17 protein-coding genes and 1 pseudogene are annotated in these 22,615 nt (G+C 71.8%); 7 read left to right on the forward strand and 11 right to left on the reverse strand.

The window, feature by feature from the left end; all coding sequences use genetic code 11:
* The first annotated feature begins 20 nt into the window (after positions 1-20).
* Positions 21-1,193 carry an aldose epimerase family protein gene (locus ACZ516_RS10215; protein WP_469009526.1) on the forward strand — a complete coding sequence of 391 codons (1,173 nt, stop codon included), beginning with the start codon at positions 21-23 and terminating at the stop codon, positions 1,191-1,193.
* Between the two features lie 52 nt (positions 1,194-1,245).
* Here the strand turns inward: ACZ516_RS10215 and ACZ516_RS10220 are convergent, their stop codons facing one another.
* From ACZ516_RS10220 to ACZ516_RS10240, 5 genes are all read right to left on the reverse strand, one after another.
* On the reverse strand, positions 1,246-1,989 hold the full coding sequence (locus ACZ516_RS10220; RefSeq protein ID WP_469009528.1) for an alpha/beta fold hydrolase: 744 nt from the start codon (positions 1,987-1,989) through the stop codon (positions 1,246-1,248).
* Between the two features lie 34 nt (positions 1,990-2,023).
* A complete protein-coding gene (locus tag ACZ516_RS10225; protein ID WP_361083991.1) occupies positions 2,024-3,121 on the reverse strand; it encodes a glycoside hydrolase family 43 protein in 1,098 nt (365 codons plus the stop codon).
* Positions 3,122-3,179: 58 nt separating this feature from the next.
* Complete coding sequence (locus tag ACZ516_RS10230; protein ID WP_358581702.1) at positions 3,180-4,175, reverse strand: arabinan endo-1,5-alpha-L-arabinosidase; 996 nt, start codon at positions 4,173-4,175, stop codon at positions 3,180-3,182.
* 37 nt (positions 4,176-4,212) lie between these two features.
* A complete protein-coding gene (arfA, locus tag ACZ516_RS10235) occupies positions 4,213-5,751 on the reverse strand; it encodes an arabinosylfuranosidase ArfA (RefSeq protein WP_469009531.1) in 1,539 nt (512 codons plus the stop codon).
* Between the two features lie 93 nt (positions 5,752-5,844).
* Positions 5,845-8,337 (reverse strand): alpha-L-arabinofuranosidase C-terminal domain-containing protein, encoded by a 2,493-nt coding sequence (locus ACZ516_RS10240; RefSeq protein ID WP_469009532.1) that lies wholly within the window; start codon positions 8,335-8,337, stop codon positions 5,845-5,847.
* 221 nt (positions 8,338-8,558) lie between these two features.
* On the opposite strand from ACZ516_RS10240, the gene ACZ516_RS10245 reads away from it, so the two are divergent.
* The 5 genes and pseudogenes from ACZ516_RS10245 to ACZ516_RS10265 form a co-directional block, all read left to right on the forward strand.
* Positions 8,559-9,914, forward strand: coding sequence for an extracellular solute-binding protein (locus ACZ516_RS10245; protein ID WP_358581695.1), 1,356 nt, complete (start codon positions 8,559-8,561; stop codon positions 9,912-9,914).
* Positions 9,911-10,858 (forward strand): carbohydrate ABC transporter permease, encoded by a 948-nt coding sequence (locus ACZ516_RS10250; protein ID WP_469009533.1) that lies wholly within the window; start codon positions 9,911-9,913, stop codon positions 10,856-10,858. Before ACZ516_RS10245 ends, ACZ516_RS10250 begins: the two co-directional genes overlap by 4 nt.
* Entirely contained in the window at positions 10,855-11,718 is an 864-nt protein-coding gene (locus tag ACZ516_RS10255) for a carbohydrate ABC transporter permease (protein WP_469009534.1), read from the forward strand. The genes ACZ516_RS10250 and ACZ516_RS10255 overlap by 4 nt, the downstream gene beginning before the upstream one ends.
* Before the next feature lie 58 nt (positions 11,719-11,776).
* On the forward strand, positions 11,777-12,280 hold the full coding sequence (locus ACZ516_RS10260) for a hypothetical protein (RefSeq protein WP_469009535.1): 504 nt from the start codon (positions 11,777-11,779) through the stop codon (positions 12,278-12,280).
* A 217-nt stretch (positions 12,281-12,497) separates the two neighbouring features.
* Positions 12,498-12,797, forward strand: a pseudogene (locus ACZ516_RS10265) (GNAT family N-acetyltransferase); the annotation flags it as partial.
* 238 nt (positions 12,798-13,035) lie between these two features.
* Here ACZ516_RS10265 and ACZ516_RS10270 read toward each other — a convergent pair.
* From ACZ516_RS10270 to ACZ516_RS10295, 6 genes are all read right to left on the reverse strand, one after another.
* The gene (locus tag ACZ516_RS10270; RefSeq protein ID WP_469009537.1) at positions 13,036-13,866 is read right to left on the reverse strand and encodes a pectate lyase; all 831 of its coding nucleotides are present in this window, start codon (positions 13,864-13,866) and stop codon (positions 13,036-13,038) included.
* Positions 13,867-13,934: 68 nt separating this feature from the next.
* The gene (locus ACZ516_RS10275) at positions 13,935-14,795 is read right to left on the reverse strand and encodes a hypothetical protein (protein WP_469009538.1); all 861 of its coding nucleotides are present in this window, start codon (positions 14,793-14,795) and stop codon (positions 13,935-13,937) included.
* The gene (locus tag ACZ516_RS10280; protein WP_358581683.1) at positions 14,792-15,343 is read right to left on the reverse strand and encodes a SigE family RNA polymerase sigma factor; all 552 of its coding nucleotides are present in this window, start codon (positions 15,341-15,343) and stop codon (positions 14,792-14,794) included. The genes ACZ516_RS10275 and ACZ516_RS10280 overlap by 4 nt, the downstream gene beginning before the upstream one ends.
* 79 nt (positions 15,344-15,422) lie before the next feature.
* A complete protein-coding gene (locus ACZ516_RS10285) occupies positions 15,423-15,605 on the reverse strand; it encodes a hypothetical protein (protein ID WP_361083963.1) in 183 nt (60 codons plus the stop codon).
* Complete coding sequence (locus tag ACZ516_RS10290; RefSeq protein WP_469009542.1) at positions 15,578-18,529, reverse strand: glycoside hydrolase family 3 C-terminal domain-containing protein; 2,952 nt, start codon at positions 18,527-18,529, stop codon at positions 15,578-15,580. The genes ACZ516_RS10285 and ACZ516_RS10290 overlap by 28 nt, the downstream gene beginning before the upstream one ends.
* Before the next feature lie 229 nt (positions 18,530-18,758).
* Positions 18,759-19,766, reverse strand: a complete 1,008-nt coding sequence (locus tag ACZ516_RS10295) for a LacI family DNA-binding transcriptional regulator (RefSeq protein ID WP_469009544.1) — start codon at positions 19,764-19,766, stop codon at positions 18,759-18,761.
* Between the two features lie 452 nt (positions 19,767-20,218).
* Here ACZ516_RS10295 and ACZ516_RS10300 point away from each other — a divergent pair, with 452 nt between their 5' ends.
* Complete coding sequence (locus ACZ516_RS10300) at positions 20,219-22,540, forward strand: WD40/YVTN/BNR-like repeat-containing protein (RefSeq protein WP_469009546.1); 2,322 nt, start codon at positions 20,219-20,221, stop codon at positions 22,538-22,540.
* Positions 22,541-22,615 lie beyond the last annotated feature (75 nt).

The following is a 22,615-nucleotide window of genomic DNA, read 5'->3' on the forward strand; positions in this document are numbered from 1 at the left end:
TAGTCCATCTGGAGCCGCACATGGAAACGAGCAGACGTACCGTCCTGACCACCGCCGCCGCGGCGGGCCTCACCGCCGCCGTCGCCGGCACCTCGACCTCCTACGCCACGGAAGGCGGCGGGTCCGTGCACTTCGCGAAGCCCGAGAAGGAGCTGTTCGGCACCCTGGCCGACGGCACGAAGGTCCACCGCTGGTCGCTGGCGAACGGCGGGACGCGCCTGAAGGTGCTCTCCTACGGGGGCATCGTGCAGTCCCTGGAGCTGCCGGACCGGCACGGCCGCCACCGCAACGTCTCCCTCGGCTACGACTCGCTCGACGCGTACGTGGCGGGGACGACGTTCTTCGGCGCTTTGATCGGCCGCTACGGCAACCGCATCGCCCGCGGCCGCTTCACCCTGGACGGCAAGGCCCACCAGCTGTCCGTCAACGACGGCGAGAACAGCCTGCACGGCGGCGCCAAGGGCTTCAACACCCGGGTGTGGGACGTGGAGCCGTTCACCGACTCCACCGGCGTCGGCCTGGTCCTGCGGTACGTGAGCGCCGACGGCGAGATGGGCTATCCCGGCACACTGCGGGTGAAGGTGACGTACACCCTCACCGCGCGCGGCGACTGGCGGATCGACTACGCGGCGAGGACCGACAAGGCGACCGTCGTCAACCTCACCAACCACACGTACTACAACCTCGCCGGTGAGGGCAGCGGCGACATCTACGGCCATGAACTGACCCTGAAGGCAGGCCGGTTCACGCCGACCGACGCCGGTCTGATCCCGACGGGCGAGCTGGCGAAGGTGACCGGCACGCCCTTCGACTTCCGGCGGGCCAAGAGGGTCGGCGAGGACATCCGCGTCGCGCACCCCGAGCTGGTGACCGCCAAGGGCTACGACCACAACTGGGTCCTCGACAAGGGCATCACGCGCCGCCCCGAGCACTTCGCGACGCTGCGGGACCCGGAGTCGGGGCGCACGATGAAGATCGCGACGACGGAGCCGGGCGTGCAGTTCTACTCCGGCAACTTCCTGGACGGCACCCTGACCGGCCCCTCGGGCCGCACCTACCGCCAGGGCGACGGCCTCTGCCTGGAGACCCAGCACTTCCCCGACTCCCCGAACCAGCCGTCGTTCCCCTCGACGGTACTGCGCCCGGGCGAGACCTACGCGACGAGCACCGTGCACAGCTTCTCGGCCCGCTGAGCCGGCTCGTGCCGGGCGGCCGCGCACGCGCCGCCCGGCACGGCCGCGAGGGTCACGCGGAAGCGGCGGGCTCGTTCAGGAAGGTTTCGAGCCGCGCGGCGAAGCCCGGGGCCGCGGCGACGAAGTGACCGGCCCCGGGGTGCACGCTCCGCCGGCCGTCGAGCGCCTCCGCGAGAGCGTCGCAGATCCGCTCCAGCGCGACCGCGTGGCCCCCGGACGCGACGAGCACCGGGACTCCCGCGTCCCGGATCGCGTCGAGGTCGGGGCGCGCCTCGCCGGTCGGCCGGGCGCCGTGCGCCCGCCGGACCCCGGCGACGACGTCCTCGGGCAGCGGCCCGTCGCCGACGGGGGCGCCCGCGATACGCAGGAACTCCCGCAGTTCGGCCGGGTCCGTGTCCATGCCGTGGGCGAGGACCTCGTCGCCGATGCGCGCCAGCCGCGCCACGTCGGGGTCGCCGGGGACGAGGTGGCTGAGCGGCGGTTCGATCAGCGTGAGGGACCGCACGGCGTGCGGTGCGGCCGCGGCCGCGAGCAGCGTCCCGAGGACGCCGTAGGAGTGGGCGACGACGTGCGGACGGCCGGCGAACAGCGGCGCCAGGTCCCGGGCGTCCACCGCGAAGTCCTGCCGCACGTCCGGGGGCGGGCTCGGCGGATAACCCCGGCGATGGGCGTATGCCAGGGTCCAGCGGTCGGCCAGCGGGGCGAGGGCGCCCCACGTCGTCCGCGGGCCGGCGCCGCCGTGCACCAGCAGGATCTCCGGCCCGCGGCCGTCGCGCACCACCACGATCTCGCCCACGGGGCGAGCATAGTGGCGCGCGGCGGCGGCGCGGCTATCGCTTCCGCGCCAGGTCGGGGACCGGTCCGTCCGCCACGGGGACGCCGAAGTCGGGGGTGCCGTCCGGCTTCCAGCCCAGGCGCTGGATACGGGTGTGGCGGTTCGGGTCGTTCAGGGGGTCGCCGGTGATCTCCTTGTACTGGCGCGCGTGGTAGACGAGGACGTCGGTGCGGCCGTCCTCGGCGACGGTGAAGGAGTTGTGGCCGGGACCGTACTGCTTGGTCCTGTCGTTGCTGGTGAAGACGGGGCGCGGCGACTTGGTCCAGGAGGCCGGGTCCATGAGGTCGCTGCCCGCCCGGGCGGTGAGGAGCCCCATGCAGTAGTTGGCGTCGGTGGCGCTCGCGGAGTACGTCATGAAGACGCGTCCGTTGCGCTGGAGGAACGAGGCGCCCTCGTTCACCTTGAAGCCGACGCGCTCCCAGTCGTACTCGGGGGTGGTGAGGCGTGTCTGCGGGCCCTTCAGCGTCCAGGGGTCGGCCATCCTGGACAGGAAGACGCCGGTGTTGCTGTCGGTGCCGGGCTCGTGCTGCGCCCAGGACAGGTAGCGCTCCCCCTGGTAGGTGAACGTGGTGGCGTCGAGCGAGAACGTGTCCCAGGCCGTGGCGATCCGGCCCTTCTCCACCCAGGTGCCCTTGAACGGGTCGGGGTGGGCGTTCTCCAGGACCCACATGCGGATCTTCCACACGTCGTCGGCGGGCGCGGAGGCGAAGTAGAGGTACCACTTGCCGTCGATGTGGTGGATCTCCGGTGCCCAGATGTGCGCGGCCATGTCACCACTGGTGTGGCGCCGCCAGACGACGGCCTCCTCGGCGGTGGCGAGGCCGCGCAGGGTGCGGGAGCGGCGCAGGATGACGCGGTCGTACTCCGGGGCGGTGGCGGTGAAGTAGTAGCGGCCGTCGCGGTGGCGGTGGATGTGGGGGTCGGCGCGGTGGGGGACGAGGGGGTTGGCGGGACGGGCGGCCTCGGTGGCGGTGGGGGCGGCGGCGTGGGCGCTGCCCCGCGCGAGGCCGAGGGCGCCCGCCGCGCCGGCCGCGGTGGCCAGGGTGCCCTTCAACAGCAGTCGGCGGTGCGGGAGTTCGTGCCTGTCACTCATGTGGCGTGCCTTTCGGGGTGGGGGTGCTGGAGGGTGCGGCGGGGACGCGGGAGGGGGCTCAGTAGGCCACGGGCCAGCCGCTCCCCCAGTTCAGGAGGTTCACGCCCAGCTTGGGTCGGCCGCCGTCCTGGCCGTCGTAGTAGTGGTGGACGAGCAGGTCGCCGTCGACGTCCTTCATGACCGACTGGCCGCCGGGGCCGAGGTAGCGGCCGTGCGACTCCAGGACGGGCGTGCCGCCGTTGTCCGTCATCGCGACGCCGTTCCTGTCGCGGTAGGGGCCGGTCACCTTCGTGGCCCGCCCCACCTTGATCTTGTACGTGGAGTCGGTGCCCGCGCAGCACGTGTCGTACGACGCGAAGAGGTAGTAGTGGCCGCCGCGTTTGACGAGGGTCGGTGCTTCGACGGCCTTGGAGCCGGTCGGGCGGGAGGCCAGCGAGCGCCGTGCCGTGTCGCCCGCGTACTGCTTGCCGGTGGCCGGGTCGACGCGGATCAGCTTGATGCCCGTCCACCAGCTGCCGAAGGTGAGCCACCACGTGCCGTCGTCGTCCACGAAGAGGTTGGGGTCGATGGCGTTGTAGTCGCTGTTCGCCCCGGAGGTGTAGACGGCGCCTTGGTCGCTCCAGCTGCCCGGTTCGCCGGTGGCCGACGTCGCGAGTCCGATCGCGGAGGTGTTGGAGCCGAAGCTGGAGACGGAGTAGTACATGAGGTACTTGCCGCCGTGGTAGGAGATGTCGGGTGCCCAGGCCTCCGGTACGGAGGAGTAGCGCGACCACCAGGCGGGCCGGCTGCCGAAGGCATCCGCGCCGGCCTTGAAGGTGATCCGGTCGGTGGAGGAGCGGTGGCTGATGCCTCCGCCGGTCGCGTAGAGCAGGTACTTGCCCGCCGGGGTGCGGACCATGCTCGGGTCGTGCAGGACGGTGTCCCCGGTGACGGGCCCGGGGTCGGGGTAGGCCGCCGCGGTGCCCGGCACGAGGGCGAGCAGCGCGGCGGTGGACAGGGCGAGAAGCACGCGGCGTCTCGCGGGGCGGACGGTGCGCGGGAGGGTGCGGCTCACACGGGTCTCCTCGGGCCGGTGGGGCGGTGGGGGGTGCTCACGTGCGGTCGGGGTTCCGCCCTCGGCCCAGCCTGATCACGTTCCAGGACAGCGGCTCCAGGGTGGCGGTCAGGACGCCGTTCGCGAGGCGCGTGCCCGGCACGTCGTGCGGGGTGACGCGCTCCGGGTCGGCCAGGGTGTTGCGGGCCTCGGGGTCGGCGTCGGCCACGGCGGTGTGCTCGATGACGGCGCCCGGTTCCAGGCCGCTCAGCGTGACTTCGAGGGGCAGCGGGTGGCTCCGGTCGCGGTTGACGGCGAAGACGGTGACGGTGCCGTCGTCGGCGCGCACCGCCGTGGCGTGCAGCAGGGGCACCTCGCCGAACTTCGCCGTGTCGTACGTCGGTGAGTCCACCCGTACGTCGAGGACGGTGCCGCGGCCGTACCGGGAGGCCTGTGCGAAGGGGAAGAACGTCGTCTGGCGCCAGGCGGGCCCGCCCGGCTCGGTGAGGATCGGCGCGATGACGTTGACGAGTTGGGCGAGGCAGGCGACGGTCACCCGGTCGGCGTGGCGCAGCAGGGCGATGAGCAGGGAGCCGAGGACGACGGCGTCGGTGACGGTGTAGTTGTCCTCCAGGAGGCGGGGGGCCTCCTGCCAGTCCTCCTCGGGCTGGAGCGCGGTGCGGTGCTGGTACCAGATGTTCCACTCGTCGAAGGAGAGGTTGATCCGCTTGGTGGACTTCAGGCGGGCGCCGACGTGGTCGCAGGTGGCGACGACGTTCTCGATGAAGGACTCCATGTCGACGGCCGAGGCGAGGAAGGAGTCGCGGTCGCCGTCGATCTCCTCGTAGTAGGCGTGCAGCGAGATGTGGTCGACCAGGTCGTACGTCTCGGCGAGGACGGTCGCCTCCCAGGCGGCGAAGGTCTCCATGGACTGTCCGGAGGAGCCGCAGGCGACGAGTTCGAGGGCCGGGTCGAGCTGCCGCATGGCGCGGGCGGTCTCGGCGGCGAGGCGGCCGTACTCGTCGGCGGTCTTGTGCCCGGTCTGCCAGGGCCCGTCCATCTCGTTGCCGAGGCACCAGAGCCGGATGCCGTAGGGGTCCTTGTCGCCGTGAGTGGCGCGCAGGTCCGAAAGGGCGGTGCCCGAGGGGTGGTTGGCGTACTCCAGGAGTTCCAGGGCCTCGGCCACCCCTCTGGTGCCGAGGTTGACGGCCATCATCGGTTCCGCCTGGGGGCCTACGGCACGGACGAAGTGGATGAACTCGGCGAGGCCGAAGCGGTTGCTCTCCGTGGAGCGCCAGGCGAGGTCGAGCCGGCGCGGCCGTTCGTCGACGGGCCCGACGGAGTCCTCCCACTTGTAGCCGGAGACGAAGTTGCCGCCGGGGTAGCGGATGGCGGTGACGCCCAGTTCGCGGACCAGGTCGAGGACGTCGCCGCGCAGGCCGGTCTCGTCCGCGGTGGGGTGGCCGGGCTCGTGGATGCCGGTGTAGACGCAGCGCCCGAGGTGTTCGACGAAGGAGCCGAAGAGCCGGGGGTCGACGTCGCCGACGGCGAAGTCCGGGTGGAGGGTGAAGCGGGCGGGGCGGCGGTCACGCGTCATGGCGATCCTCAACTGGTGTGCTGTGCATAGCGGTTAGGGGGGGCGGGCCGCACAGGCCGGGGAGGGTGACCTGTGCGGCCGGTCCTCGTCCCGTCAGCCGGTCCTGATCCGCAGGAACGTCACGGAGTGGGCGGGGAAGGTGTACGAGAAGGAGGGGCCGACGCCGTCGAGGACCGAGTCGACGGGCTTGACCGGTGAGCTGTCCTTGGTGTTCTCGGCGGCCGGGTCGGCGGCCAGCGTGGTCACCCGTGCCTTCGACGCGACCTTCGCCCGCCCGAGGTCGATCTTGGTGCGGGCCTGTGCCGCCTGGGCGTTGACGACCTTCACGATGAGGTCGCCGGTCGCCTTGTCGCGGGTGACGACCTGGCGGAACGGTTCGGCGGGCTTGTCGTCGGTGAAGGAGCCCCACTTCTCGCCGTCCAGGTAGAGCGTCACCTGGCGGCCGCGCACCTCGACGCGCAGGTCGTAGCTGCGGCCCGTCTCGATCTTCGTGGTGTCCTGGATCATCGTCTGCTTGGCGCCGCCGACGGACTTCTCCACGGCCGACTGGGTGTTGTTCCAGCCGCCGAGGTTCCACCAGTAGTGGTTGCCGGTGTCCTTGACGCCGAAGGCGACCATGAAGCCCTCCTTGCCCGACTTCTTGGTGGCTTTGACCTTCAGGTCGTAGTTCTGCCAGCCCTTGTCGCCCGCGGTGACCAGGGTGTTCTCGGCGCTCTCGTCGGACTGGACGTACGCGCCGTCCTCGACGGCCCACGCGCCCCGGCCGGCCGCCCTGGTCCACTTGCCGTCACCGGCCGAGAAGTCGTCGGAGAACAGCGGCCTGCCGTCCGCGCCGGTGACCGAGACGTCGTCGTAGGCGGCGCGGGTGGCCCAGGTGGACAGGCCGATCGCGCCGGTGATCGGGCCGGACGTGGCGGGGCTGCCGGTGGCCCTGGACGGCACGACCTCGTCGCCGACGTTGCGCATGAACAGCTTCTGCGTCTCGTAGTTGGCCGAGCCCCACGACTGGTCGTTGTCGAACCAGATCATGTCGGGCTTCCACTGGACGTAGTCCTCGTTGGCGAGCAGCGGGGCGTACGAGGCGAGCTTGACGACGTCCGCGTTGCGCTCCAGGCCGGTCATGAACGCGGCCTCGGAGAGGGCGTTGCCGAAGGTGTTGCCCTGGGAGGCGTACTCGCCGAGGAAGACCTTGGGGCCGCGCCGGTCGTAGGAGTCGTAGCGGTCGTTGTTCTCCAGGAACCACTGCGGGCTGTTGTAGTAGTGCTCGTCGACCATCGCCACGTCGGCGTCGCGGTTGAGCTTCCAGGCCTTGTCGAAGACGGCTCCGCTGTCGTCGGGCCCGGAGTTGGAGATGACCGTGATCTCCGGGTGCTCGGCCTCGATGGCGGCGCGGAACTGCTGGAAGCGGGCGAAGAACTCCTCGGGCAGGTTCTCCTCGTTGCCGACTTCGAGGTGGGTGAGGCCGAACGGCTTGGGGTGGCCCATCCGGGCGCGCTTCTTGCCCCACTCGCTGCTGACCGGGCCGTTGGCGAACTCGATGAGGTCGAGGGTGTCCTGGATGTGCCGCTTGAGCAGCGCCGGGTCGTCCGTGGCCTTGTTCTGGCCGCAGCCGGTCACCAGGGCGGGCACGACGGGCAGCGGCATGGCGCCGGTGTCCTCGGCGAACTGGAAGTACTCGTAGTAGCCGAGTCCGTAACTCTGGTTGTAGCCCCAGAAGTTGGCGTTGGTGGCGCGCTGTTCGACCGGGCCTATGGTGTCCTTCCACTGGTAGGAGCGGTTGCGCTGCCAGCCGGACTTCTCGTCGTACGCCTCGTGGCTGCCGGTGTTGACCAGGCAGCCGCCGGGGAAGCGCAGGAAGCCGGGCTTCAGGGCGGCGATCTTCTCGGCCAGGTCCTTGCGCAGGCCGTTCTCGCGGCCCTTGTAGGTGTCGCGGGGGAAGAGGGAGATCATGTCCAGCGCGGCCGGGGCGCCCGAGGCGACCGTCAGCCGGCCGGCGGCGGAGGTCCGGGTGGCGGTGAAGGTCGCCCGGTACTTGGCCCAGCCGCCGCGCGCGGTGACGCGGCGGGCGGCCGCCAGTTCACCCGAGGCGTCGTGCAGGGTGAGGGTGAGGGGCGCGCCGGAGCGCTCGGCGCGGGCCCAGAGCGAGAAGTCGTAGCGCTTGCCCTTCTCGACGGCGATCCCGGTGTTGTAGCCGGCGTTCGTGACGGACGAACCGGCGCCCAGGGTGAGGTAGTTGCGATTGCGCTCGTTCAGCCGTCCGCCGTCGTCGACGACCTTGGCGGTGCCTTGGGTGTCCCACGAGGTCAGCGGCGTGTAGGAGCGGTTGTCGGCGGGCTCGTACTCGAAGGACCGGTTCTGGACCAGTTCGGCGTACAGGCCGCCGTCGGCCGCGCGGTTGATGTCCTCGTAGAAGACGCCGTACATCGTGTCGTCGATCTTCGCGCCGGTGCTGTTCGCGTCGACGTCGATCGTGTAGTCGGCCGGCTCGGCGGCCGCGCCGGGGCCCGCGCCGAGCGTGCCGGCCAGCAGGGCTCCGGCGGTGAGCGCCCCGACGGCGAGAGCGAGACTCCCTCGTCTGTGTGCCATGTCATCCCCACCTGTTCGAAATACCGGACGTCGGTCAATACTTCGAACGGCAACTTAGGAACCCGAGGGAGGCCGCGTCAACGCCTGGGACCAACCCTGCGCAAAGCGTTGACGCGCGAGGAGATCGACTCTACGGTCCGTTCGAACTGACGGGCAGCATTCGATATGTCGAACACGCCTGTCCCGGAACACCTCCGTCTCAGAGAGAGGGACGAGCCGTCGTGCCTCCACCCCTTGCCACCCGCCGCGGCGTGCTCGGCACTCTCGGGGCGCTCGCCGTCGCGGGCAGCTTCGGCGTCGCGGCCACCGGGCGCGGCGCCTCCGCCATCGCCTCGGACGCCGAGGTCCGCGTCCGCTACTGGAACCTCTTCAGCGGCGGCGACGGCGTCAACATGATCGCCATGCTGGACGCGTTCCGCCGGGCCAACCCCCGGGTGGACGTGAAGGATTCGACGCTCCAGTGGGGCAATCCGTACTACACCAAGCTGGCCATGGCCGCCGCCGGGCGGCGCGCCCCCGACCTCGCCGTCATGCACCTCGGGCGGATCCCGGGCTTCGCGCCCGGCAGGCTGCTCGACCCCTGGGACGTGCGGCTCCTGGCCCGGTACGGCGTGCGGGAGGCGGACTTCGACCCGCTGCTGTGGAAACGCGCCGTCGTCGACGGCAAGCTGTACGGGCTGCCGCTCGACATCCACGCCCAGCTCTGCTTCTACCGCCGCGACGTGTGCCGGCGGGCGGGGCTGCTCGGCGAGGACGGCGAACTGGCCGCCGTCTCCTCGCCCGAGGAGTGGTTCAAGGCGCTCAAGGCCGCGCGGAAGGCGACCAGGGGCGGACTCCAGACCCTCGGCATGAAGGCCAACGAACCCAACTTCAGCTGGTGGTTCTTCCTCTCCTTCTACACCCAGCTAGGCGGCACCTGCCTCAGCCCCGACGGCCGGGACCTCACCTTCGACACCGACAAGGCGGTCGAGGTCCTCGAATTCCTCCGCCGGCACGTCACCGACGGCTACACCACGCCGGTCGGCACCGCCGACGGCGAGATGTTCCTCAACGGCTCCCCCTTCACCTGGGAGGGCAACTGGTCCGTGCCGGTCTTCGGCGGCGCGAAGCTCGACTACGGCGCCACCCCGCTGCCGCCCGTCTTCGGCCGCGCCGCCACGCACGCCGAGTCCCACTGCTTCGTCCTGCCCCACCAGGAGGGGCGCGGCGGCCCCGCCGACGAGGGCGCCCACCAGCTGGCCGCGTACGTCGTGCGGCACGCCCTCGACTGGTCGCGCGGCGGCCACATCCCCGCGTACCGGCCGACGTTGCGGGACGAGAGGTACCGGGCGCTGAAGCCGCAGGCCGAGTACGTCTCGGCCATGGACCACATGGCCGTCGAGCCGCACGTGTGGTTCGCGGGCTCCACCGGCACCCTCGCCCAGCGCATCGGCCCCGTGGTCGCCGCCGCCAACTCCGGTTCCGCGGGGGCCGCCGCCACGGCCCGGCGGATGCGGGGCGTCCTGGAGAAGCTGCTCGCGATGAGGGACCCGATGGCCGGCCGGTCCGCCGGCCGCGCGGGAGGTGGCGCCGCGTGAGCACCGTCGACACCGCCCTGCGCCCGGCCGCCGCACGCCCGGCGGCCGCCGTCCGCGCCGACTCGCCCCGGGCCCGCCTCGCCCGCCGCCTCCAGCACGGCGGCTGGTTCGTCGCCCCCTTCCTCCTCCTGTTCGCCCTGTTCGTGCTGCTGCCGATCGGGCGCGGGGTGTGGCTGAGCCTGACCGACGCCAACATCTCCGGCACCGGCGAGCGCTTCGTGGGCCTGGACAACTACCGGGAGGCCTTCGACACCCCGCTGATATGGGAATCGCTGGGCCACAGCGCGTACTTCACGCTGCTCGTGGTGCCGTGCATCGTCGTCCTCGCGTTCCTGCTCGCGATGCTCGCCCACCACATCGAGCGCGCCAAGTGGCTGTGGCGGCTGTGCTTCTTCGCGCCGTTCCTGCTGCCGTCCACCGTCGCCGGGAACCTCTGGCAATGGCTGTTCAACCCCGGCACCGGAATGATCAACCACGTCCTCGGCCTGGACACGCCCTGGCTGACCGACAAGTCGACCGCCATGCTCGCCGTGGTCATCACGACCCTGTGGTGGACGGTCGGCTTCAGCTTCCTCCTCTTCCTCGCCGCGTTGCAGAACATCCCCCGGCATCTGTACGAGGCCGCCGAGCTGGACGGCGCGAACGCCTGGCAGCGGATGGTCCACATCACCCTGCCGATGCTGCGCACCGTCACCGGTCTCGTCGTCACCCTCCAGGTCCTCGCCTCGCTCCAGGTGTTCGACCAGGTCGTGGTGATGCAGGACTTCGGCCCGGGGCCGGAGGAATCGACCCGGACCTTCGTGCAGTACACCCTCGAAGAGGGCTTCACCAGCTACCGCGTGGGCTTCGCCTCCGCGGTGTCCATCATCTTCTTCGTGCTCATCGCGGCCGTGGCCCTCGGCCGCTTGTGGCTGCTGGGCAGGCGTGCGGAGGATGTGCGATGAGAAAGGGACACGCGATGCCCGTCAACCGTACGAGAGCCAAGTGGACCGCGGGACAGATCGTCCTGACGGCGCTCGGGACCGCCGTCTCGGCGGTGTGGCTGTCGCCGCTGGTGTGGGCGCTGTTCACCTCCCTGAAGTCGGAGACCGAGGCCGTGGCCGTGCCGACGCACTGGATACCGCGCGACGTCACGTTCCAGGCGTGGCGGGCCATGTTCGAGACCGGCAACATCACCGACTGGTTCGTGAACTCCGTCGTCGTCTCCGTGTGCGTGACGTCCGTCGTGGTCCTGGTGAGCGCGCTCGCCGGGTACGGCTTCGCGCGCACCGAGTTCCGCGGCAAGAACGCGCTGCTCGGCCTGGTCATGGCGGGCCTCATGGTGTCCCCGGCGGTCCTCGGCGTGCCGCTGTTCAGCACCGTCCAGTCCATGGGGATGGTCGACACGTACTGGGGGATGATCCTGCCGCAGTGCGCGCCGGCCGCGATGGTCTACATCCTCTACAAGTTCTTCCAGTCCGTCCCCAAGGAGCTGGAGGAGGCGGCGTTCATCGACGGCGCCGGGCGCTGGCGGGTCTTCTTCACCGTCATCCTGCCGCTGTCGCGCCCCTCCCTCGCGGCGGTCGGCATCTTCACGTTCATCGCGTCGTGGAACAACTTCCTGTGGCCCTACATGGTGACCAACAACCCCGACCTGATGACCATGCCGAACGGCATCGCGACGGTCATGAACTCCTACGGCATCCAGTGGGCGCAGCTGATGGCGGGCGGGCTGATGGCGGGGCTCCCGCTGATCGTCGTCTTCGTCTTCTTCCAGCGGCAGATCGTCGCGGGGGTGGCGCACACGGGCCTGGCGGGGCAGTGAGAGGGGGACCCTAGGGCCTGTCTTCCCCGGGCCCGAAGCCCTCCAGGAAGTAGCTGTCGTGCCGGATGCGGAACTGCTTCGGCAGGCCAACAACAGGAAGGGAAGTGAACGATGTATGGCCGAGTACGGATTTGATCTGCCGTTGAAGTCCTCACCGGAGATCCTCGCTGAACGCGACAAGCTGGCCGATGAGGCTTGCCGAGCACTGACCCAAGCCGGAGTTCCCGTTCATCGGGTTGAACTTGGGGGTGGGCCTGAAGGCAGGCCTGGGGCGGAGGTTCACATGGAAGCCACCCCCGGCGGCCGAGTGGTGGTGGACTGGAACACGGGGGCAGAACTGACGACTGCTGCCGTAAAACTTCTGGAGGGCGCTCTTCTGGAGGGCAAAGGATTCGATCCTGCGAATCAGCCTTTCGCTCTCCGCCATCACTCAACCGTCCGCGTGCATATGCGGGACGCCCTTCTTGGAATCCTCACTTCGGCGGGTTTCGACGTGGAAGTGGCAGACGAGGACGACTACGGGGCTCCGGTCCTTTTCGTGAACAGCTTCCGGCGGCCCTGATTAGGCCCCAAGGTCACCTCCTTGCTGAATGAACTGTCGGGTGTGCCCCACTGCTACGTGGCAGGGGGCACACCCCTTGTCCGGTGACGGCGAGAACGTCGGCGTCAGCCGTGTTCGGCCCGGCGCCGGTCGCGGTCGATGATCGGCCGAGTCCGGCTTCAGCCGGTGAGCAGGCGACGACTACCGCAAACAGGTCGCCGAGCTCCACTCTCCCAAACGGCACTCGCACGTCGCCATCGCCGAAGTGGAAGGCGCCATCGCGGGTTACGTGGCGTGGAACGTCGTCCCGGACCGCAAGAAGGGTGAGGTCAAGATCCTCGCCGTCTCGGCCCAGCACCGACGTCACCATGTGGGCACGGCACCGTGCGAGCACGCCTTCGACCAGATGCGGGCCTTCGGAGCCGAGGTCGTCGAGATCGGCACCGGAGGAGACCAGTTCCACGCACCGGCTCGAGCCCTCTACGAGTCGCTCGACTGCACTCCCCACCCACGCACCGTCTACTTCCGCCAACTCTGACACCTCCCGGGCGGACGCCCTCGGGCGCCCGCCCGATCGGCAGTCATCTACAGGTCCACTTCCGGAACAGGCCCTAGTACCGCAGGGCCAGTGAGGGGCCGTAGGGCCGCCGGGCGAGACGTTCGGGTGCGGGCGTCCGCCTTCAGGGCCGCGACGGGTCGTGAAGGCGGACGTCACGCTTGGCCTTCGCCCACGGTGTCGTGGTGTCGGCGGGGGCGTCCGTGTCGGGTGTGCCGTACTAGTTGTAGGTGATGTCTGACGCCGTGAACTTGCAGTACCTGCCGTCAGGGCCGCTGCCGGTCTCGACGGGCTCGGCGCCGGTGTTGTTGCCGGTGAAGCGCATGCAGGTCTTGATCTTCTTGTTGCCGTCGCCGTGGACGCGGATGTTCCGCAGCGCGGCGGTGTCGCCGTAGTTGGTGTTGATGCCGACGATGGACTTGCCGGGGGCGGTGACGTCGGTGTCGTTGACGATGATGTCGCGCCGGTACTGCTTGGAGCAGTTGCCGCAGGTCCGCACGAGCTTGCCGAAGTCGGAGACCTGGAACTTGTTCACGACGAGCTTGCCCGCGCCGTTGAACTGGAAGACCTTGTCGTCGGCCTTGCGGGCGCCACCGCCCTGGACGGCGTACGTCGAGCCCGCCGAGGACCCCTTGAACGTCGCGGCGTCCTCGCCGACGTCCTCCCACCAGACGTTCTGCAGGGTACAGCTGCCCTGGCAGTGGATGCCGTCGGCGGCGGGCGCGCCGATGATGACGTTCTTCAGGGTCGCCCCGTCCTTCAGCTTGAAGAGGGGGTCCTGGCCCTCGTCCTGGCCGTCGCCGCCCAGCTCGCCGCTGCCGTAGTAGCGCTTGAGGCCGCCGTCGCGGGTGCCGGAGACCTCGATGGTCCGGGAGACGGGCTGCTGCCCCTTGGCCTCGGGCCAGCTGCTCGCCGCCCCGGCGGTCGACATCAGGGAGGTGGTGACGAGGGCGGCGCCGGTCAGGGCGAGCGCGGCCGCGCCGCCGATGACGGCGCGGCGGCGGGTCCGGCCGCGGCGGTGGCGTACGGGCCCGTTCGTGGTGGGGGTCATGTCCGGATTTCCTTCGGTGGACAGAAGTGTGCGTCTCCTGGTCGTCACCGGGCGCGGAAAGGTTGCCCTCAACCTCGCGGGTGCGCCGCGGGGGCGAAGTCGCCCTTCCACTCGTCGCGTTCACCGGCGGCGGAGGCCCGGACCGTGTAGCGGTCGGCGTACGCGTCCCGCTTGCCGCCGCGGTGGTCGTACTGCCCGGCGAAGACGTGCTCGCCCACCGGTACGGTGCGCCCCGCCTTGAGCGTCCACCGGTACAGGAGGAAGCCGCCGCGCTCGGCCACCGTCACGTCGAAGTCGCCGACGGGCAGCGAGCGCCAGTTGCCGGTGTCGGCGACCTCGCCGGGCCGGGCGACGCGCAGCTCCACGGTGAGCGCGGTCAGCGGCTTTTTCGCCTTGACGGTGATGTCGCTCTGCGACCAGTACGTGCTGGAGCCGGGGTCGATCGAGCCGTCCGCCCACAGCAGGTCCGCCGCGGACCTCGGGGCGCCGGACCTCGGGGCGCCGGACCTCGGAGGGGCGGGCGGGGGCGTCTGTCCCCTGGACGGCCCCGCCGAGGGGCCCCGGGAGACGGGAGGCGCGGCAGGGGTGCTGTGCGGCGGCCGGGAGGGCGGCGGCGCGGTCCCGCCGGGTCGCGTGGCGGCGGGGGGCGCGTCCGGCGTCTCGCTGGTGGCGACGGACTGCGGGTCGGGGTCCTCGCGCAGCGCGGACGCCACCCCGTACCCGGCCACGGCGCAGAGGGAGGCGACGGCGGCGGTCGCGGTGACCACGCGCAGCCAGGAGGCGCCCGCCCGGAGCGGCTTCGGCGCGCGTTCGGGCCGCGCGCCCGCCGCCATGCCCTGCTCGACGCGGGCCCGCATCCGCTCCCGGTCGGGCCGGTGCGCCTGGGCGGCCCCGCGCAGCTTCCGGCGCACCTCGTCGTCGTCCCTCATGTGCTTCCCCCCGTGTCCGCCGTGACCGCGCGCACCTGTTGCCAGGCGGTGTGCGGACCGAGGCGTCGTTGCAGCTCGGCCATTCCCTTCGACGTCTGGCTCTTCACGGTACCCACCGAGATGCCGAGGGCCTGCGCGGTGTCCTTCTCGGAGAGGTCGAAGGCGTGCCGCAGCACCACGCAGGCCCGCTTGCGGAAGGGCAGCGCGCGCAGCGCCTCCCGCACGTCGACCACGGCCGGCACGTCGGGGTCCGCGACGGCCTCGCCGCGGCCCGACCAGAAGAGGGTGACGCGGCGGCGTTCCCGTACGGCGCTGCGGATGCGGCTGCGGGCCATGTTGGCGACGACGCCGCGGGCGTACGCGGCCGGGTGGTCGGCAGCGCGCACCCGGTCCCAGCGGTGCCACAGGGCGAGCAGCGCGTCGGCCGCCAGATCGTCCGCGCCGTCCGCCTCGCCCGTCAACAGATGGGCGAGCCGGGCGAGTTCGGCGTAGTGCCGCTCGAAGAAGGCATGGAACTCGGCGGCCGCGTCGTCGGCGGCCGAAGGCATGGGTGTCCTCTTTCCCCCGGGCCCCGGCGCACCGCCCTCCGCGGTCCCGGGTGCCGTCTCCCTGTCGGAACCGGGCACTCTAACGGGTCGTTCCGTCCGCGAGGACACCGGGCAGGGTCACCTCCCCCCTGCCGCCGTCGCCGTGCCGCCTCGCGCGAAAGGCGGTGAAGCGCCCCTCGGCCACCCGCATGTCGCGCACCTCGACGGCGTAGGAGGCGTGGACCCCCTCGGGCATCAGCCAGCAGCCGTCGGTGAACTGCATGGGGCGTCCTCCCGTGGTGCGGCGGCGGTGAAGGCGAGCCGGGCCAGGCGGAGCGGACCGCGCAGCCGTACGCGCAGGTCGCGCACCCCGGACACGGCGAAGCCCACGGCACTCTCGGCGTAGTCGTACGTGCCGCCGGTGGGCGCGACGGCGACGGTGGTGGCGGTGGCGCCGGCGATGAGATCGACGGCGCCCTCCCCCGCGGCCTCGATCCGCACGGCGTCGGTCCCGGTCCCGAAGTCGCATGCTTCGAAGAGCAGTTCGCCCACGGAGCCGTTCACGGCCCGCACCGCGTCGCCCGAGGTCTTCGTCCGGTCGACGATCTCGGTGCCGCGCTGCGTGTCGTAGTCGGCCGCCGCCAGGCCGGCCCCCAGTACCGGCCTGGCGGCGAGCGGATCACCGGCGATCTCGACCGGCGCGTGCAGCCGGATGTCCCGGCTCGACGCCCCGGCGAACAGCTCGTGCGTGCCGGGCGCCACGCTCCAGCGGCCCCGGCGTACGTCCCAGAAGCCCAGGTCGCTGACGGGGAGCCGGAATTCGAGGCGTCGCGAGGAGCCGGGCGCCAGGTGGACGCGGCGGTGCGCGGCCAGCTTGCGGTGCGGGGTCGCGACGGGGCCGCGGGGCGCGCGGGTGTAGAGCTGCGCCACCTCGTCCGCCGCGACGGCGCCGGTGTTGGTCAGGGTGAAGGCGACGCACAGGGTGTCGCCGTCGCGCTCGCAGGTCAGCCCCTGGTAGGCGAAGGAGGAGTACCCGAGGCCGTGCCCGAACGGGTACAGCGGGGTGCCGTCGAAGTACAGGTAGGTCTGCCGGGAGCCGATGATGTCGTAGTCGAGCAGGTCCGGCAGGTCGGTGTCGGCGGCGTACCAGGTCTGCGGGAGCCGTCCGGCCGGGGAGACGTCACCGGCGACGACGCGGGCCAGCGCGGTGCCCGCGGCCTGCCCGCCGTGCGCGGTCCACAGCAGCGCGGGCAGCTCGGCGTGGGCGTCGGCGACCGCGTACGGATAGGCGCTGACCAGGGCGAGCGCGGTGCGGGGGTTCGCGGCGCGGGCCGCGCGCCACAGCCGTTCCTGGTGGGGCGGCAGGGCGAGGGTGGTGCGGTCCTGGGTCTCGCGGCCGTTGATGTGCGGGTCGTTCCCGGCGACGACGAGCACGGAGTCCGCGGTCGCGGCGGCGCGGGCCACGGCATCCTCGCCGCGCTCCACGTACACGACCGTGAAGGGCTCGGCGCGGTCGGCCGCGAGAGCTTCGCCCTGGACGGCAACCCGCAGGCCGTCGGCGGCGACACAGACATGGCCGCCCGTTCCCGTGTGCCTGAGGAGGTACTCGCCCCCGTGCCCGCCGTCCTGCCCGTCCCGGCGTTCGCCCTCGCGGGCGATGAGCGCGAACGTCTCCTGGACGATCCAGCCCCCGGGCTGATCGGCCGACGCGCGCACGAAGCCGTCGTCGGCGACGGACAGGTAGCGCCCGTCGGGGGCCCGCAGCGTCCAGGCGCCCGCGCCCCAGTCGACGAGGGCGAACTCGGTGGCCCGCGCCCCGTCCGCGCAGACGCCGACCGGCGGCAGGTCGGTGCGGCCGGACAGCAGCGCCGGGTCGAGCACGCCGGCGGCCACCCGGGCCTGAGCGCCGGCGGCGGAGGGCTCCGGCACCCGCAGCCAGCCTGCCGCGCACTTCAGGCGCACCCGGTCCACGCCTTCGGCGAAGGTCACCCGCTCGGCGCCGAAGCGGGCGCGCAGCCCGTCCAGGACGGTGCTCCGGTGGATCAGCCTGCCGCTGTACCAGTCGGTCTTGCACTCGTCGGCGAGGAGCCCGACGACCGCGATACGGCCCCCGTCGGCGGCGGGCGCGAGGGGCAGCAGGCCGTCGTTCTTGAGCAGGACCACGGCCTGTTCGGCGGCCTCGCGGGCCAGTTCCCGGTGTTCGGCCGTGTCGGCGTCGCGCGGGCTCACGCCGCCGTAGGGGCCGCCGTCCGGGTCGAACTCCCCGAGCCGCAGGCGCACGGTGAGGTGGCGGCGTACCGCCGCGTCGATGTCGGCCTCGGTCAACAGACCTGCCGCCAGAGCGCGTTGGACGCGTCCGATGATGGGACCCGGGTCGGTGCCGTGGTCGGTGAAGCTGTCGACGCCCGCCTTGAGTGCCGCGGCGACGGCCTCCTCGTGGGTGTCGAAGTAGTGCTGGCTCTCCACGAGGTTGCTCGGCGCGCTCTGGTCGGAGCAGATGAGCAGCACGTCGTCGGTCCAGCGCCGCAACTGCTCGCCCAGGTGGGGCGATACGTGGTTGGGGCGGCCGTTGACGAAGTTGTAGGCGGGCATCACCCCGGCGACCGCGCCCGCCTCGACCGCGCCACGGAAGGCGCGCAGGTCGTACTCGTGCAGGACGCGCGGGCGGACGGAGGAGTTCGTGGTGTCCCGGCGCGTCTCGTTGTTGTGGGCGAGCCAGTGCTTGAGGACGGGCGCGGTGCGCCAGTACGTCGGGTGGTCGCCGCGCAGGCCGCGGGTGAAGGCGGCGGCCAGGGCCGAGGTCAGGTGCGGGTCCTCCGCGTACCCCTCTTCGTTCCTGCCCCACAGGGGGTGGCGCAGGAGGTTCACCGTCGGCGCCCAGACGTTGAGGCCGACGCGGTCGTCCCGGGCGCGCAGGGCGCGGGCCTCCACGGCGACGGCCTCGCCGACCTTGCGCAGCAGGTCGTCGCTCCAGGTCGCGCCGAGCCCGACGGCCTGCGGGAAGACCGTGGCGGGCCCCGGCCAGGCGACGCCGTGCAGGGCCTCCTGGCCGGTGCGGAACGCCTCGACACCGAGCCGGCCGATGGCGGGCGCGCACTGGTGCAGGAGCGCGACGCGTTCGTCGACGGTCAGCCGGGACAGCAGGTCGTCCACGCGCTGGTCCGGCCCAAGTCCCGGGTCGCGGAACGGCGGCGGGCTCTCGGTCACGTGCGGGTCCCCTCGGCGGGCGGTGAAGCGGAAGCGAATTTCTCGAAGCGCTTCGATGCTGGGCGTTACCTGATGCCCATGTCAAGGCGCCTGCCTCGGAACGCCCCGTCGACCCGCTCAATACCGGGCCCAGGCGAACTCACAGCTTCTGCCGCGAAGTTCGGCACGCACCCTTGTGAGGGCTCCGGGGTTCACTTAGTCTCCCCACCGACATCGAAGCGCTTGGCGCTCAGGCGGGCGCGCTCCCGGTACTGGCTCGCACCGTCAGCTCCGGGGCGATCAGTGTGACGTCGTCCTCGCCGTGTCCGGTCAGCTTGGCGACGATCCGCTCGACGGCCCTGCGCCCCATCTCCTCGGCGGGGATGGCGACCGAGGTGAGCCGTACGGAGGCCTGGAGGGCCACCTGGTCGGGGCAGACGGCGATCACGGACACGTCCTCGGGCACCGCGCGGCCCTGCTGGCGCAGCAGGCCGAGCAGCGGCTCCACGGCCGACTCGTTCTGGACCACGAAGCCCGTGGTGCCCGGCCGCTCGTCGAAGACCCGGGCGAGCGTGGCGGACGTCGGCCCGTACCCCGCCTCGCAGGGCCGGTGCAGCAACCGCACCCCCAACTCGCGGGCCCTGGCGCGCAGTCCGTCGAGCGTGCGTTCGGCGAAGCCGGTGTGGCGTTCGTAGACGGCGGGGGCCTCGCCGATGACGGCGATGTCCCGGTGACCGAGGCCGGCCAGGTGCTCCACGCACAGCGCGCCCGTCGCCACGAAGTCGAGGTCCACGCAGGTGAGCCCGGCCGTGTCGGCGGGCAGCCCGATCAGCACGGCGGGCCGTTCGCTCGCCCGCAGCAGTGGCAGCCGCTCGTCGTCCAGCTCGACGTCCATGAGGATCACGGCGTCGGCGAGACCGCTGCCGGTGACGCGGCGCACGGCCGCCGCGCCCTCGTCGCCGGTCAGGAGCAGGACGTCGTAGCCGTGGGTGCGGGCGGTGGTGGCGACGGCGACGGCGATCTCCATCATCACCGGCAGGTACATGTCGGTGCGCAGCGGCATCATCAGGGCGATGACGTTGGATCTGCTGCTCGCGAGGGCGCGGGCGCCCGCGTTCGGGTGGTAGCCGAGCTGCTCGATGCTGCGCTCGACGCGTTCCCGCGTGCCGGTGGAGATCGAGCGCTTGCCGCTGAGGACGTAGCTCACCGTGCTGGCCGAGACTCCGGCGTGCTTGGCGACCTCGGCGAGGGTGACCATGCGGCTCTCCTGGGGTGGGCGAGAAGGCGGTGCGACCGACCCTAGAGGGGCGCCCCTGACCTGTCCATACGTTGATTTGAAGCGCTTCGATTCCGGTGCGCAGGAGCGGGGCGCCTCTCCCGCCCCGGTCCACTTCCGCGTCTCGGGCCCCGGCGTCGGATAAGCGTTCCTCATGCCATGCAGTCGCCGGCGCGGCGAGAAAGGTTGCCGGTTTTGCGGGAAATCTCGGCGCGTTCGCCCGTCGAATGGATTCGACGACTCGATTTCCGCGCACACCCTTGACATCCCCAAGGGGCACAAGGACTTTGGGAGCGCTCCCACCCCCCCACCGGAGAGGGACATCGGCGACGGCCGCCCCGTACGACGGCGGTGAGGCGCCCACGTGCGCCTGCCACCGCTTCTGGGCCCAGGTGGATGTCGCCCTCCCCCACCCGACGTGCGAAGGAACCCCCATGTCTCCTGTGCTCCGCGCGCACAGAACACGCGTGCTCCCCGCCCTGTGCGGCCTGATCGGCGGGCTGCTCGTCGGCGGTCCGGTCGCGAGCGCCGACGACCACGCCCCCGTGGCCGCCGCGGTGAAGGCCGCTCCGTACGACTGGAAGAACGTCCGCGTCGACGGGGGCGGCTTCGTCCCCGGCATCGTCTTCAACCGCTCCGAACGCGACCTCGCCTACGCCCGCACCGACATCGGCGGCGCCTACCGCTGGCAGGAGTCCTCCGCGTCCTGGACGCCGCTGCTCGACTCGGTCGGCTGGGACGACTGGGGCCACGCCGGGGTGGTGAGCCTCGCCTCCGACTCCGTGGACCCCGACCGGGTGTACGCGGCCGTCGGCACTTACACCAACGACTGGGACCCGGGCAACGGCGCCGTGCTGCGCTCCGCCGACCGGGGCGTGACCTGGCGCAAGGCCGACCTGCCGTTCAAGCTCGGCGGCAACATGCCCGGCCGCGGCATGGGCGAGCGCCTGGCCGTCGACCCGCACGACAACGACGTGCTCTACCTGGGGGCGCCCAGCGGCAAGGGCCTGTGGCGCTCCACGGACGCGGGCGCCACCTGGCGGCAGGTGACGAACTTCCCGAACCCCGGCAACTTCCAGCAGGACCCGGGTGACACGAGCGGCTACAACTCCGACAACCAGGGCATCGTCTGGGTCACGTTCGACGAGTCGACGGGCGCGGGCGACGGGAAGACGCAGACCCTCTACGTGGGCGTCGCCGACAAGGCCAACTCCGTGTACCGGTCGACGGACGGCGGCGGCACCTGGTCGCGTGTCGCGGGCCAGCCGACCGGACTGCTCGCCCACAAGGGCGTCCTCGACGCGGAGAACGGCTACCTCTACCTCGCCTACAGCGACCGGGCCGGGCCCTACGACGGCGGCAAGGGCCAGGTGTGGCGGTACGCGACGCGGACCGGTGAGTGGAAGAACATCAGCCCCGTCGCCGAGGCCGACACCTCCTACGGCTTCAGCGGCCTGAGCGTCGGCCGGCAGCACCCGGGCACCGTCATGGTCACCGGCTACAGCTCCTGGTGGCCCGACACGCAGATCTTCCGCACCCGGGACAGCGGCGCCAACTGGACCTCGGCGTGGAGCTACTCCGCGTACCCGACCCGGCAGAACCGCTACACCATGGACATCTCCTCCGTGCCCTGGCTCTCCTGGGGCGCGCACCCCGCGCCGCCCGAGCAGAGCCCGAAGCTCGGCTGGATGACGGAGTCACTGGAGATCGACCCGTTCGACTCCGACCGCATGATGTACGGGACGGGGGCCACGGTCTACGGCACCGAGAACCTCACCCGATGGGACGCCCCGGGCGGCACGTTCACCATCCGGCCCATGGTGAAGGGCCTTGAGGAGACGGCCGTCAACGACCTCGCCGCCCCCGAGTCCGGGGCGCCGCTGCTGAGCGCGCTCGGCGACATCGGCGGTTTCCGGCACACGGACCTCACCAAGGTGCCGGAGCGGATGTACACCTCCCCCACCTTCTCGTCCACGACGAGCCTCGACCACGCGGCGGCCAGGCCGAGCACCGTGGTGCGTTCCGGCGACGCCGACGCGGCGCCCCATGTCGCCTTCTCCACCGACAACGGCGTCACCTGGTCCGGCGGCCAGGAGCCTGCGGGCGTCACGGGCGGCGGCACGGTGGCCGCGGCGGCCGACGGCAGCCGCTTCGTGTGGAGCCCCGCGGGGGCGGGCGTGCACACCGCCTCCGGGCCCGGAGCCGCCTGGACGGCGGCCGGTGGCATCCCCCAGGGCGCGGTGGTCGAGTCGGACCGGGTCGACCCGAAGCGGTTCTACGGCTTCAAGTCCGGCACGTTCTACGTCAGTTCGGACGGCGGCAACACCTTCACCGCGAAGGCGTCGACCGGGCTGCCGGCCGAGGGGCCCGTCAAGTTCCAGGCCGTGCCCGGCAGGACGGGCGACATCTGGCTCGCGGGCGGCAAGGCGGGCGGGACGTACGGCCTGTGGCACTCCACGAACGGCGGGACGAGCTTCACCCGGGTCACAGGCGTCCAGGAGGCCGACACCATCGGCTTCGGCAAGGCGGCGCCCGGCGCCTCCTACCAGGCGCTCTACACCAGCGCGAGGATCGGCGGGGTGCGCGGCGTCTTCCGCTCCACGGACGCGGGCGCGAGCTGGATCCGCGTCAACGACGCCCGGCACCAGTGGGGTTGGACGGGCGGCGCCATCACCGGCGATCCGAACGTCTACGGCCGGGTGTACGTGGGGACGAACGGCCGCGGCATCGTCCAGGGCGACACCGCGGCACGTTAGAGCGGCCGGCTTCAGGGAGTGGTGACCGCGGGGCGGGGCGCGGTAGTTGCGCACGGGGGCCTCCCGGAGGCTGGG

It is taken from the genome of Streptomyces sp. NPDC034037, from assembly GCF_055575715.1.